The sequence below is a fragment of the Pseudomonas putida genome, assembly GCF_026625125.1.
GTDB lineage: Bacteria > Pseudomonadota > Gammaproteobacteria > Pseudomonadales > Pseudomonadaceae > Aquipseudomonas > Aquipseudomonas putida_X.
Genome location: NZ_CP113097.1, coordinates 613,529 through 627,232, shown reverse-complemented (window position 1 = coordinate 627,232; position 13,704 = coordinate 613,529). Strand labels below are relative to the sequence as shown.

Below are 13,704 nucleotides of genomic sequence, written 5' to 3'. Positions count from 1 at the left end.
TTGTCTGTTCGGCCCTCATCGCCGGCAAGCCGGCGCTTGGTGGGAGCCGGCTTGCGGCGATGAGGGCAACTCAATTGTGCAGTGTAGACACTCACCCACCACCCGGCGCCAGCATCAGGTTGGGTGCCAGCCGATGAAAGCCCTCCTCGTCCAAGCGGATATCCAGTGCCAGGCTGGCCAGATCATCGGCCAACGGCTCGGCAGCAGCGTCGTTCTCAAGATAATTCTGCTTCAGGTAGGTATTGCACCCCGGGCAGCATTCAGCCCGCAGCGGCGCCTTGCCCGGCGCATGGCGGTCATCCTCCAGGCTGGTGTAGCGCAAACCCTTGCTCGCCTCGCAGTACACGCACTTGACCCGCACCACATGCCACTCGCAGGCACACAACGAGCACGCCAGATAACGCAGGCCGTTGTGCTTGCCACGGTTACGTACCACCCCGGCCATGGCCGGCGAACCACAGGCCGGGCACTGGGCCTGGCTGCCCGATGGCTTGAGTTCAGGTGACGGTAGCTCCAGCAACCAGCTGGACCACGCCGCCTGCAGGGCGGCCCCCAGAAACGGCACCAGGGCTACGGGCACAGCGTCGTACTGCCCTGCCAGTAATGCGGCCCCCCAGCCTTTGCGCTGGCGGTCGTCACTGCCGCGCAGTGCCTGCAAGGCTGCCGCCAAAGGGCCATCGGCCTCATCGTCGAACCGGTCGAGCAGCGCCTGCAACCACACCAGCCATGGCCCCTCGCGCACCAGGCCATCGGCTGCCAGGGGTGGCAAGCCATGACTTATGCACAGGCGCTGCCGGTCATCGGCCACTGGCAAAGCACCAGGCGGGTTATCCACAAGCTGCTGCTGAATGCGACACAGCCGTGCGACCAGACGCAAATAGTCGCCAAGGGCATGCCCTGCAGCGAGCTGCTCGAGGCGCACGGCGCGCAGTTCGAACAGGTTGGCGGGCGGCAGGTGCAAGAACGGCGGCATCACCGCCGACGCTTCGATCTGCCCCGGTTCGAGTATCGTGCTCAAGCCTTCATCCTTCTTTACGTCCATGATCACTCGGCGTCTTGTCGCCGGTCACTTCGCGATACCACAACTGATGGTGCTTGCGTGCCCAGGCGCGGCTGACCCAGCCATGCAGCATGGCGCCGATCGAGCCCTTGATCCAGATACCGGCGTAGATGTGCACGATGATGCTGAGGATCAGCACGAAGCCCGCCAGCGCATGGGCCAACGACGCCAGGCGGATCGAACCGATGTCGAAGAAATGGCTGAAATACGCGCGCCAGATCACCAGGCCGCTGAGCAGCAACACCAGCATGCACACCAACAGCGTCCAGAACAGCAGCTTCTGGCCAGCGTTGTACTTGCCGATCGGCGGCACGCCCTCCTCTTTGTTGAGCATCACCCGGTCGATGCGGCGCAGCCACAGGCGGTCGTTGGCAGTGATGAAGTTGGCGCGCCAGAAACGCACCACCAGGAACAGAAAGAACACGAACATGGCCACCCCGATGAAGGGGTGCAAGATCCGTGTCCACGGCCCCCCGCCGAACAGATGGCTGAGCCAGAACAGCGCCGGATGGAACAGCGCCAGCCCAGAAAGCCCGGCCAGCACGAACAGGATGGCGACGATCCAGTGGTTGGTACGCTCGTTGGCGTTGTAACGCAATATGGGTTTTCCGTCGTTCATGGCCGCTGCTCCCCTTGCCCACCGGGCTGCTTCGGATCATAGACATGCACCGCGGGGTCCACCTGGTGCACGCTGTCATCAGGTGGCGCGGGGTTGCGGTGTTCGTCCTCCTCGACCCGCTGCGGGCCAACCCGCACATAGTGGAAGAACCCGGCCAGCACCGCCGCGCCCATCGCCAGCAGCGCCAGGGGCTTGGTGATGCCCTTCCACAAGCCCACCAGCGGGCTGATCACCGGCTGGTCCGGCAGGCCGGCATACAGCCTGGGCGTATCGGCATGGTGCAATACATACATCACGTGCGTGCCGCCGACGCCGTCCGGGTCGTAGAGCCCGGCGTTGTCGTAGCCACGCGATTTGAGGTCGACGATGCGTTCGGCGGCATGCACCTTCATTTCGTCCTTGCTGCCGAAGACGATCGCGCCGGTCGGGCAGGTTTTCACGCAGGCAGGCTCCAGGCCCACGCTCACTCGGTCGGAACACAGCGAGCACTTGTAGGCCTTGTGGTCTTTCTGCGAGATGCGCGGAATGTTGAACGGGCAGCCAGTGATGCAATAGCCACAGCCGATGCAGTGGTCCTGGTTGAAATCGACGATGCCGTTGGCGTGCTTGATGATCGCTCCCGGGCTGGGGCAGGCCTTCAGGCAACCTGGCTCGGCGCAGTGCATGCAGCCGTCCTTGCGGATCAGCCACTCCAGGTTGCCATCGTCGCGCTCGTGTTCGGTGAAGCGCATCAGGGTCCAGGTTTCGGCCGTCAGGTCCTGGGGGTTGTCGTAGGTGCCGTGGTTATGGCCCACCTCGTCACGCAGCTCGTTCCACTCCGAACACGCCACCTGGCACGCTTTGCAGCCGATGCATTTGGTGGTGTCGATCAGCTTGGCGACTTCCTCTTGCTGGCGTACCGAAGGGGGTACGGTGGTGGTGGCCGAGCGGGCAATGATGTCTTGGCTGGCCATCAGATTTTCTCCACTTTGACGAGGAACGACTTGGACTCCGGCGTCTGCGTGTTGCCGTCACCGAGGAAGGGCACCAAGGTGTTGGTCAGATAACCGTGCCGCGTCGCGCCGGTGAAGCCCCAGTGCAAGGGGATGCCGACCTGGTGCACGGTCTGGTTGTTGACCTGCAGCGGGCGAATCCGCTTGGTCACCACCGCCACCGCCTCGATATGCCCGCGCTTGCTCGACACCCGCACCCGGTCCCCCGCCTTGATGCCCTTCTCGTTGGCCAGCACCTCACCGATCTCGACGAACTGCTCGGGCTGGGCAATGGCGTTGAGCCGGCAATGCTTGCTCCAGAAGTGAAAGTGCTCGGTCAAACGGTAGGTCGTTGCCGCATAGGGGAATTCGTCGTGCTTGCCGAGGGTGTCCCACACCGAATCGAAGATCCGCCCGGCCGGGTTGCTGGTGGCCTTGTTGTTCTTCGGGTGCAGTGGGTTGATGCCGATCGGCGTCTCGAACGGCTCATAGTGCTCGGGGAATGGCCCTTCGGCCATCTTGTCGATGGCAAAGAACCGTGCGACGCCCTCGGGGTTCATGATGAACGGGTTCATGCCCGCTTCCGGTGGCGAATCGACCTTGAAGTCGGGCACGTCGGTGCCGGTCCAGGCCTTGCCGTTCCACCATACCAGGCGCTTTTTCTCCGGGTCCCAGGGCTTGCCTTGCAGGTCGCTGGAGGCACGGTTGTAGAGGATGCGGCGGTTGGCCGGCCAGGCCCAGGCCCAGTTCTGCACCTGATGCATGCCGTAGGGGTCGCTGTTGTCACGCCGGGCCATCTGGTTGCCCTGCTCGGTCCAGCAGCCGGCGAAGATCCAGCAGCCGGACGCTGTGCTGCCGTCGTCCTTGAGCTGGCCGAAGCCTGCCAACTGTTGCCCGGCCTTGATCAGCGTACCGGTCGGATCGGTCACATCAGTGACCGCCCAGCCGTTCATTTCCTTGGCCAGTTCCTCCGGGGACGGCTCGTCCGCCAGCTTGTAGGGCCAACTGATGTTCAGGATCGGGTCAGGGTAAGTGCCGCCCTCGGTCTGGTAGCGCTGGCGCATGCGCAGGAACAACTCGCTCATGATCTGCACGTCGGTGCGGGTCTCGCCCGGGCCGTCGGCGCCCTTCCAGTGCCACTGCAGCCAGCGGCTGCTGTTGACCAGCGATCCATCTTCCTCGGCGAAACAGGTGGTGGGCAGGCGGATCACTTCGGTCTGGATATTTGCCGTGTCGACGTCATTGAAGGGCCCGGCATTACGCCAGAACTCCGAGGTCTCGGTGGCCAGCGGGTCCATGACCACCAGCCACTTGAGCTTGCCCAATGCCGCGGTCACGCGGTTCTTGTCGGGCAATGCGGCGATCGGGTTGAAACCTTGGCAGAGGTAACCGTTGACCTTGCCTTGGCCCATCATTTCGAACATGCGCAGCACGTCATAGGCCGGCACATCGAGCTTGGGCAACCAGTCGTAACCCCAGTTGTTGTCTGCCGTGGCATTGGCGCCATACCAGGCCTTCATCAGGCTGACATGGAACTTGCCGTAGTTCTGCCAGTAGGACAGCTGCCCAGGGCGCAGCGGCTTGGAAGCCCGCTTGTCGATGTAGGCGGCATAGTCCTGCTCGGCATCGCCAGGCAGGCTCAAGTAGCCCGGTAGCGAGTTGGAGAGCAAGCCAAGGTCGGTCAGCCCCTGGATGTTGGAATGCCCGCGCAAGGCATTGACCCCGCCACCCGGCATACCGACGTTGCCCAGCAGCAACTGGACCATGGCCGCACTGCGGATGATCTGAGCGCCGATCGAATGCTGCGTCCAGCCCAGTGCATAGAGAATCGTCATGGTCTTGCCCGGTACCGAGCAGGTGGCGATTTCTTCCCAGATCTTCATCATGGCGTCCTGCGGCATGCCACAGGTCATGCTCGCCAGTTCCGGGGTATAGCGGCTGTAATGCTGCTTCATCAACTGGAACACGCAACGCGGGTGCTGCAGGGTCGGGTCGACCTTGGCGAAACCGTCTTCGCCCAGTTCGTAACCCCAACCGGACTTGTCGGCATACACGCGCTTGGCGGCGTCGTAGCCACTGAACAGCCCGTCTTCGAAGCCATAGCTTTCTTTGACGATGAACGACACGTCGGTGTAGTTGCGCACGTACTCGTGCTGGATCTTGTCAGTGCTCAGCAGGTAATTGATCAGCCCGCCCATGAAGGCGATATCGCTGCCGGTACGAATCGGCGCGTAGTAGTCCGCCACCGAGGCGGTACGGGTAAACCGCGGGTCGACCACGATCAGCCGCGCCTTGTTGTGCGCCTTGGCCTCGGTCACCCACTTGAAGCCGCACGGGTGCGCTTCTGCTGCGTTGCCACCCATCACCAGGACCAGATTCGCGTTGGCGATATCTGACCAGTGGTTGGTCATGGCGCCACGGCCGTACGTCGGGGCAAGACTTGCCACCGTCGGGCCATGTCAGACACGTGCCTGGTTATCGAACCCCAGCATGCCAGTTGCGCGGATGACCTTGTGGGTCAGGTAGCCGGCCTCGCTGGAGGCGGCGGAGGCAGCGAGAAAACCGGTGGTAAGCCAGCGGTTGACGGTTTGCCCTTGGTCGTTCTTTTCGATGAAGTTGGCGTCGCGGTCCTGCTTCATCAGTTCGGCAACGCGGTCGAGTGCCTCGTCCCAGCTCACCCGCACCCACTCCTTGCTACCCGGCTTGCGCACTTCGGGGTACTTGAGGCGGCTCTCACTGTGGATGAAGTCCAGCAGACCGGCGCCTTTCGGGCACAGGGTGCCGCGGTTCACCGGATGGTCGGCGTCGCCTTCGATATGGATGATGTTCTGTTTGACGTTCTTGCCCGCATCGCCCTGGCTGTAAAGGATCAGGCCGCAGCCGACCGAGCAGTAGGGGCAGGTGTTGCGGGTTTCCTTGGTGTGCGCCAGCTTGAAGTGGCGCACCTGCTCGGCGAAGGCCGGCGTCGGGGCCATGCCCAACGCCGCCAGGCTCGAGCCTCCAAGGCCGACAGCGGCGACCTTGAAGAACTGCCGACGGTTGAGGTCCATCGTGCACTCCTGATCAGGTTTCGGGCGCTCGGGGCTTTGCCGGCGCCTCGGGTCATCACGGTAGCGGCAAAGTGATGCCGCCAACCGTTAAGACTAGCCAAGAATGCCAAAAGTGCGATTGACCGTAGTCAGCAAGGCGGCAGATTGCGCGCCACATTCAAGGCCGCACTGCTCTGCGCCACCGGCATGATTTCGAGGGTGTTGATGTTCACGTGTGGCGGCTGCTCAGCGATCCACGCAACCGTGGCGGCAATGTCTTCGGGCAGGATCGCTTGCACGTCGCGGTACAAGGCATCCACCGCATTGAGGTCGCCGTTCAGGCGCACCACGGAAAAATCGGTCCCGGAACACAGCCCTGGCTCGATGTTGCTGACCCGCACGCGGGTCCCTGCCAGATCGGCGCGCAGGTTCAGGCTGAACTGCCGCACGAACGCCTTGCTCGCACCATAGACGTTGCCGCCCGGGTAGGGATAGGTGCCGGCAATCGAACCGATGTTGATGATCATGCCGCTGTCGGCCTGCACCATCTGCGGCAGTACCGCATGGGTGACCATGGCCAGGCCGGTGATGTTGGTGTCGATCATGCGCTGCCAGTTCTCGGCGCTGCAGGCCTGGGCCCGCTCGATACCCAGCGCCAATCCTGCGTTGTTGACCAGCACATCGATGCCCGGTGCAGCTTCGTTGATCTGCGCCACCGCTGCGCTGATCGACTGCCCATCAGTCACATCAAGCGCCAGTGGAATGAAGTTGTCGCCAAGTTCTTGCTCCAGCGCCTGCAGCTTTTCCATACGGCGGGCGCCCCCGATCACGCGGTAGCCCTTGGCAACCAGGGTGGCGCATATGGCCCGGCCAAAGCCTGAAGAGGCGCCGGTTACGAATGCAGTTTTCATCAGGTTTGTCTCCCAGAAGGTAATGTCAGACCAGGTACTTCACGCCAAGGCTGGTGAACAGGCACAACATCGAAAACACCAGCGCCTTGCGCACCACGTCGTTGCCTTTGCGCAGCGCCAGAGCACTGCCCATGTGATTGCCGAGGATGTTGCAAGCCACCAGGGGCAGCGCCAGCAGGTAGACCACCTTGCCGGCCATGATGAATGCGACCAGCGCACCGATGTTGGAGGCGAAGTTGAACGTCTTGGAGTTGGCCGAACTGGAAACCAGGTCCATACGCAGCAGGTAGTGGAAAGCGATGATGAACATGCTGCCCGTGCCTGGGCCGAAGAAGCCGTCGTAGAAGCCGATGGCCAGGCAGGTCAATGGCACGACGGTGTAGAGCATCCGCGTCGGCAGCTCCCGCTCCTCTATCGGGCGGTCCTTGGGGGTGAGGAAGATCAGGATGCCGAAAGGGATCAACGCCAGAATGATCTTGCCTACGGTTTCCTGAGAGATCGACACGATCAGGTGCGCCCCCAGGTAGGCGCCGAGTAGTGAGAAAGGCACGCCGACCAGTGCCACTTGCCAGACCATCTTGCTGTTGGCCAGGAAGTTGCGGATGGCCGCCAACGTGCCCAGCGTACTGACCAGTTTCTCCTGCCCCAGCGCTACCTGAGGCGGCATGCCCACCAGCAGAAACCCTGGTACCAGAAACAACCCGCCGCCCCCGGCAATGCTGTCCACGAAGCCCGCGACAAAGGCAATGGCGCCCAGCAGCAGGATCGCCAGCAGCCAGTGTTCCGCCCAGTAAGCGCCTAACAGTTCCATAGCAGTAATTCCGTCGATGAATGAAGAGAAATCAGGAGAGCACTTCGTACAGGTGGTCGGCCCGGGCGAAGCGCACCCGGTTCAGGTCGTTGACCGCGAACACCCGCAGCAGCCAACGGTCAGCGCCGTCGTTCTGGGGTTCGAAACCATCGCGGGCATGCAGCACACGCTGGTTCTTGAAGATCATGAAATCGCCTGGCAGCAGCAGGTGTGGCTCATCGAAACGCCGGGTCTCCAACAACCCGCGCAGGGTGGCCAGGGCCTGCTCGGCGCGCAGGTTCAGGCCGTGGGTGTTCTCGCTGTCGAAGCGGCACAACCACTCGCCTGAATGGCCACGCACCAGCACCGGCAGCTCGGCAGTGCAGCGGCGGTTACCGGTGAACGAGTCAGGGCGGCGGATTTCGAATTGAGCGTCGCAAAGTTCGCGCACGGTCGCCAAGGGTAGCGCTGCGATCACGGCATCAAGGTTGACCAAGGTGGTGCTGATACGGGGGTCGCAGCGCATGCCGAAGAACGACAGGTATTCCGGGCAGCAGGACACGGTCCCCAGCGGCTCGGAAGACAATGGCAGATCGGGATTGTCGACATGGTAGGAAAACCGCAGCCGCGAGCCATGCGAGCTCTTGTGACTGGAGGAGGTACGGGCCGGAATTACGTGGCGAAACAGCCGACCGTCATTTTCACCCTCGTAGACAACCGGGTGAATACCCATCAGGTGCTGCATGGTCAGGCTGACCAGGCAGGCAATTGGCGTGCTGCGTGGGCTGAGCACACCGGAGTAAGGGGTAGGCGGTACATCGCGATCGCGTGGGCAGTTGCGCACGATCATGCTGGTCAGTTGCGGATCTTCAACGAAACCCCGTATCTGCTGGCACAGCGCTTTGCCCAATACCTCTTGCGCCTGCTCCTTGAGTTGCGGGTAAAGCTCCTTGCTGGTTTCGAAGTCGAGCGGGGTGTTGTTGAGCAAGGTTTGCCAGGCGCTGGAGACAACCCAGGGCAGGCGGATTTCCAGTGACGTCTGAGGCTCGGCTGCTTGTTGCAGGTGTGCGCTTTCCATTTCGGGTGCTATTCCATTGACCATTCGGTGTCGTGCCAAGCCGGGCAGAGGCGGCAGTCTTTGTTTTTTTGAATCCGTTCACAGCTGGGCGATGTGAAAGGGCGATACCGCTCCAGGCATCGCCGCACTGCATCGACTCAATCATTGTAATTACAAAAATAGAATCGATTCAATTTATTTCATTGGCCGATTGCCATCACGATTGAGTCGATCCAATCAACTCATTGATTTCAAAAGATTTCTTCGTACCACCCCTTGATCACATCGACGCCAGTGCTCAAGCGGCGCCTGGTGGACCGACCGAGACGAACCTCGAAGTCATATCAATAGAGGCAATTTACGGCGTAAAAACCCGATTACTCCGATCCTGACTTTCGTGCTAGGCTTCCGCGCTCTTGCAAATTTTGGTGCCATTTCCATGTGGGTTCCTCACTACAGCGACCTGGCGCAGCCGGTCTACCTGATGATTGCCGATGCGCTTGAGCAGGACATAGGCAACGGCCGGCTGACGCCGGGCGACCGCCTGCCAACACTCAAGGACCTCGCCGAGGCACTGCACGTGACCCCTGGCACCATTGGCCGAGCCTATGACGAAGCGGCCAAGCGGGGCCTGGTGGTGGGTGAGGTTGGTCGCGGGACTTTCGTCCTGCAGCAACAGACGGCGCCTGCCCCCACCGCCACCTCGCGGCCCGCACCGTTCAAGCAGGAAAGCGGCCAGATCGACCTGTCGATCATCAAGCCCAACGATGCGCACATGGCCGACTGGCTGCGCGGAGCAATCACCGAGCTGGCGGCGTCCCCGGACCTGGACCAGGTGCTCGACTACGTTACCGACGGTGGCCATGCAACGCACAAGCAGGCTGGCGCCACATGGATCCAGCGCTGGTTGCCTGAAGCTCGCCCGCAACAGGTGGTGCTGACCTCCGGCGCCCAGCACGGCCTGTTGGTGGCCATCAGCAGCCTGTCAAAAAGCGATGATGTGATCCTGTGCGAGTCGCTTTGCTACCCCGGCATCATTTCCCTGGCCCACAGCATGGGCCGCCGCTTGCGCGGGGTCGCCATGGACGAGCACGGCCTGATTCCAGAGGCTTTGCGGGCTGCCTGCCTGGAGCACCGCCCTTCGCTGCTGGTATGTGTGACCACGCACCAGAACCCCACCAACTCGGTGATGCCGCACGCGCGTCGCGAGGCTATCGCCCAGATTGCCCGCGAATTCGACCTGTTCATCGTGGATGACGATATCTACGGTTTCCTCGAACCGGCACCTGACTACAAACCCTTGGCCGCCTACGCACCTGAGCGCTCGGTGTACCTGACCAGCCTGTCCAAGAGCGTGCTGCCGGCCCTGCGTATCGGCTACCTCTACGCGCCGCCACAAACGCTTTCGCGGTTGTCGTCGATGGTGCGCAGCAGCGTCTGGATGCCGTCCCCGCTGATGGCCCAGTTGGCCAGCAACCTGATCAACAGCGGTATGGCTGAACAACTGGTGCGAGTGCAGCAGGAAGAAGCCGCCGCACGCCAGTTGATGGCGCTGGAAATCCTCGGCAGGTACAAGGTGCGCAGCCAGCCGAACAGCTTCCATATCTGGCTGGAACTGCCAGAGCCATGGACCAGCGATGAGTTCGCCAACCTGGCGCGCAACAATGGGGTAACCGTGGTCAGCGGCAGCCAGTTCCAGCCTGAGCGCAGCCCAGCCAGCAGTGGCGTGCGCATCGCCCTGATGACGCCAAGCCGTGCCGAGTTGAGTTTCGCCTTGACCAAACTCGCAAGCTTACTGGACTCCTCCGAACCGCGGCTTTTCTACTAGAGAAACACCAGGCGCGGTTCAGCGGATCAACCGCCCCAGCCCCTCCAGCAAGCGCTGCAAGGCGCCCTGATTGGCCTGCATCACCGCCCTGCCCGCCTCACCCATGCGCTGGGCCTCCTGCGGCAGCTCGATCAACTGCCGCACGACCACCGCCAACCCTTGGGCATCGTCCACCTGCTGCAGCGCCCCGGCATCGCGCAACATCGCGCTGATTTCGAGGAAGTTGAACACATGCGGCCCCATGATCACTGGCAGCGCCAGCGCTGCCGGCTCCAGTGGGTTGTGGCCGCCAGTGGCGACCAGGCTGCCGCCGACGAAAGCGATGTCGGCCAATGCGTAGAGGAACAGCAGCTCACCCATGGTATCGCCAAGCAACACGCGGGTCTGGGCATCGACCGCAGTCGCGGCAGAACGGCGAACGGTAGCGAACTGCGCGCTGCACAAGGCGTGCACTGCATCGAAACGCTCGGGGTGGCGCGGCACCAGGACCAGCAGCGCGTCGCCATGCACCTGCAGCAACTGTTGATGAGCCTGCAGGATCAGTGCGTCCTCACCCTCATGGGTACTGGCCGCAATCCACACCGGCCGCTCCCCCGCGCTCCACTGCTCACGCAGTGCCCTGGCACGCGGCAAAAGCTGATCATCGACCTTCAGGTCGAACTTGATCGAACCTGTGACCTGCACGCACTCAGGGCGGGCACCCAAGTCGCGAAAGCGTTGCGCCTCGGTTTCGGTCTGCACCGCAATCAGGCTCATCTCGGCGAGCATCGGCCGGGTAAGCCTGGCAAACCGCGCATAGCCACGGGCGGAACGCTCGGACAACCGTGCATTGGCCAACGCGACCGGAATGCCTCGCTTGGCACACTGGTGAATATGGTTGGGCCATAGCTCGGTTTCCATGATGATACCCAGCTGCGGGCGCACATGGTCGAGAAAACGCCCCGCCGCCCACGGCAGGTCATAAGGCAGGTAGCAATGCTGGATGCGCGGTTCATCGGCGAAGAGCGCGCGAATGCGCTCGGAGCCGGTGGGGGTCATGCAGGTGAGGGTGACCGGCAGGTCCGGGTAGGCCTTGAGCAACGCGCGCACCATAGGCGCGGCGGCAATGCTTTCACCGACCGAAACGGCATGAACCCAGATGCCACCCTGGCGCATCGCCGGCAGGTTGCGGGCGAAGCGTTCGCCGATACGCTGGCGGTAGGCCGGAGCCTTGCGTGCACGCAGGTAAAGGCGCAGCGCTACCAGCGGCAGGCCCAGGTGGAACAACAGGGTATAGAGAGTTCTGTTCATGGCGGCGAAGTTTACCCGATCGCGCGCAAGTGCACCGCAAAGCGCTCGGCCAGCCACTGCGCGGCGGGCCCCAGAGGTTCGTCACGGCGCCAGGCCAGTTCGACGACCAAGGCCGGTGGCCGCCATTCGCTGGCGAGCTCGACCATATGCGCCTGGTAGGTCGGGTATTGCACCACATGGCGCGGCAGCCACGCCCAGCCCAGCCCGCGCATCAGCAGCTCGGCCATGGCGTAGAAGCTGTCGGCGCGCCATACCTGCGGGCTGATCGCTTCGCCGCCTGGGTAGCCACTTTGCTGTGGGGTGATCAGCAACTGGCGGTAACGTGCCAACTGCTGGCGTGTCACGCGGCTTTCCCGCGCCAATGGATGGTCCACCGCGCACACCGTGACCATCTCCACGCTGCCCAGTGCACGCCGTTCCAATGAGGCAGGCATGCTTTCATGGTGGAAAAACAAACCCAGGTCTGCACGCCGCTCCACCAGCTTGCGCGCCACATCACCTTGGGCACCGCTGGCCAGTTGAACTTCCAGAAAAGGGTAATGGCTGGCCAGTTCGTCGAGGCTGTCGATCACCGGTTGATACGGCATGGCTTCATCCTGCGCCACCCGCAGCAACGCTTCCTGGCCACGCATCAGGGCCAGCGCGCGGCCATCGAGCCGTTCGCACTGGCGCAGCAGTTCGCGGGCATCCTCCAGCAGCGCAGTGCCGTTTTCGGTCAGCCTGGGCTGGCGGCCGCTGCTGCGCTCGAACAACGTGACGCCCAGGTCCGCTTCGAGCATGGCAATGGCAGTGCTGACGGCGGATTGCGCTTTGCCCTGCTCGCGGGCAACGGCAGAAAAGGAGCGCAGTTCGACGACACGCGCAAAGGTTCGCAACTGCTCAAGGTTCCACTGCTCGGCCATCAACCTATCCCCTGGGGTGATAGGTAATGACTTTACCGCATCCTGGGACACTCTAGAATGCCGAACCAGAACCGGAGGATCGAACCATGAACGCCTACACCTACCTCGCCATCGCCATCGTTGCCGAAGTCATCGCTACAGCCTCCATGAAGGCTGTGAAAGGCCTGAGCACGCCATTGCCACTGCTGCTGATGGTGGTCGGCTATGCAATCGCCTTCTGGATGCTGACCCTGGTGGTGCGCAGCATTCCGGTAGGCATCGCCTATGCGGTCTGGTCGGGGCTGGGGATCGTGCTGATCAGCGTGGCGGCGCTGGTGATCTATGGCCAGAAACTCGATGTGCCGGCAATGCTGGGGATGGCAATGATCGTCGGCGGCGTGGTGGTGATCCAGTTGTTTTCCAAAACGACGGGGCACTGAACATGCGTCAGCCTGATGCCGATAGTGCACTAGCGCCTACCGGCAACAGGCCGAAGCCAGTGAGCAGGGTGGATTGTTACCTGCTTGCTGAGCCGGCGATGCCCTTTTCATTGACCGAAATATTCAACTGCGAAATATAAAGATCGTTACCCGCGCTTTCGGCCACTGCGTTTTCAATACCAAGAATTACCCCGTCCTCCTCAACGACAAACTCCCCAACGTGGTCGACAAAATCGGCTGTCAACTGACGTTCGGGCACAACAATTTCCGTCCCGTAACGTACGGACAAACGAGGGGGATTGTTATTACTGCTGTAACTTGCCGTCATCAGGAACTTCACTTTGGTGCCAGGCGCATAACCTGAAATGACTTTATACATGATGATGCCCGGGCGCAGGTCCGCCCCCGAGTTGCTGTTATTGTAGAGTACAAATTTATTGTCATCCTGCGGATGCTTCCGAAAGCTCACGCCCGCGTGCTGATTATAAAGACGCCAGCCATTCAAGCGTTCACGCTCTTTCTGTGCACCCGGCAGAAGCTCGAAATCCGTAAAGTGTACAATTGTGCTCATGGTCATACTCCTTCAGTCGTTGACAGTCTCTTCCGTAGCACCGTGGTGACACCCACAAGAGCGACCAGCGTATCGACAGAACAGCCACGTCGAAACTGGCAAAAATAACAGTTGCCCTCTCAAATAAAATCCAACAGGCCGGCAAACTTCAGGCAACCCGAATCAACACTAACGCGCTATTCACGCCTGTATGAAATACGTCCAATACTTTAGGGCGATAGCGACTGCTGCTGGGCTGCACAGGGAATGCGCGTGGC

Annotated in this window: 12 protein-coding genes; 2 read left to right on the top strand and 10 right to left on the bottom strand. The window is 61.9% G+C overall.

The genetic code is table 11. The annotated features are described in order from the left end of the window. Nucleotides 1-91 precede the first annotated feature (91 nt). The 7 genes from fdhE to OSW16_RS02845 form a co-directional block, all read right to left on the bottom strand. A complete protein-coding gene (fdhE, locus tag OSW16_RS02875; protein WP_267820613.1) occupies nucleotides 92-1,018 on the bottom strand; it encodes a formate dehydrogenase accessory protein FdhE in 927 nt (308 codons plus the stop codon). A gap of 4 nt (nucleotides 1,019-1,022) precedes the next feature. Then, nucleotides 1,023-1,679, bottom strand: coding sequence for a formate dehydrogenase subunit gamma (locus OSW16_RS02870; RefSeq protein WP_267820612.1), 657 nt, complete (start codon nucleotides 1,677-1,679; stop codon nucleotides 1,023-1,025). Continuing rightward, nucleotides 1,676-2,632 (bottom strand): formate dehydrogenase subunit beta, encoded by a 957-nt coding sequence (gene fdxH, locus OSW16_RS02865; protein WP_267820611.1) that lies wholly within the window; start codon nucleotides 2,630-2,632, stop codon nucleotides 1,676-1,678. Before fdxH ends, OSW16_RS02870 begins: the two co-directional genes overlap by 4 nt. Beyond that, nucleotides 2,632-5,700 carry a formate dehydrogenase-N subunit alpha gene (gene fdnG, locus OSW16_RS02860; protein ID WP_267820609.1) on the bottom strand — a complete coding sequence of 1,023 codons (3,069 nt, stop codon included), beginning with the start codon at nucleotides 5,698-5,700 and terminating at the stop codon, nucleotides 2,632-2,634. The genes fdxH and fdnG overlap by 1 nt, the downstream gene beginning before the upstream one ends. A gap of 128 nt (nucleotides 5,701-5,828) precedes the next feature. After that, nucleotides 5,829-6,590, bottom strand: a complete 762-nt coding sequence (locus tag OSW16_RS02855; protein WP_267820607.1) for an SDR family NAD(P)-dependent oxidoreductase — start codon at nucleotides 6,588-6,590, stop codon at nucleotides 5,829-5,831. Between the two features lie 25 nt (nucleotides 6,591-6,615). Beyond that, a complete protein-coding gene (locus OSW16_RS02850) occupies nucleotides 6,616-7,401 on the bottom strand; it encodes a sulfite exporter TauE/SafE family protein (protein WP_267820605.1) in 786 nt (261 codons plus the stop codon). Nucleotides 7,402-7,432: 31 nt separating this feature from the next. Next, the gene (locus tag OSW16_RS02845; protein WP_241804009.1) at nucleotides 7,433-8,458 is read right to left on the bottom strand and encodes a TauD/TfdA family dioxygenase; all 1,026 of its coding nucleotides are present in this window, start codon (nucleotides 8,456-8,458) and stop codon (nucleotides 7,433-7,435) included. A gap of 418 nt (nucleotides 8,459-8,876) precedes the next feature. On the opposite strand from OSW16_RS02845, the gene OSW16_RS02840 reads away from it, so the two are divergent. Beyond that, entirely contained in the window at nucleotides 8,877-10,265 is a 1,389-nt protein-coding gene (locus OSW16_RS02840; RefSeq protein ID WP_267820602.1) for a PLP-dependent aminotransferase family protein, read from the top strand. 18 nt (nucleotides 10,266-10,283) lie between these two features. Here the strand turns inward: OSW16_RS02840 and waaA are convergent, their stop codons facing one another. Next, the gene (waaA, locus tag OSW16_RS02835) at nucleotides 10,284-11,555 is read right to left on the bottom strand and encodes a lipid IV(A) 3-deoxy-D-manno-octulosonic acid transferase (RefSeq protein WP_267820600.1); all 1,272 of its coding nucleotides are present in this window, start codon (nucleotides 11,553-11,555) and stop codon (nucleotides 10,284-10,286) included. Between the two features lie 11 nt (nucleotides 11,556-11,566). Continuing rightward, nucleotides 11,567-12,457 (bottom strand): LysR family transcriptional regulator, encoded by an 891-nt coding sequence (locus tag OSW16_RS02830; RefSeq protein ID WP_267820598.1) that lies wholly within the window; start codon nucleotides 12,455-12,457, stop codon nucleotides 11,567-11,569. Nucleotides 12,458-12,543: 86 nt separating this feature from the next. Here OSW16_RS02830 and OSW16_RS02825 point away from each other — a divergent pair, with 86 nt between their 5' ends. Beyond that, nucleotides 12,544-12,876: a DMT family transporter gene (locus OSW16_RS02825; protein ID WP_267820596.1), complete on the top strand. Its 333-nt coding sequence runs from the start codon at nucleotides 12,544-12,546 to the stop codon at nucleotides 12,874-12,876. 76 nt (nucleotides 12,877-12,952) lie between these two features. Here the strand turns inward: OSW16_RS02825 and OSW16_RS02820 are convergent, their stop codons facing one another. After that, complete coding sequence (locus OSW16_RS02820; RefSeq protein WP_267820594.1) at nucleotides 12,953-13,447, bottom strand: hypothetical protein; 495 nt, start codon at nucleotides 13,445-13,447, stop codon at nucleotides 12,953-12,955. Nucleotides 13,448-13,704 lie beyond the last annotated feature (257 nt).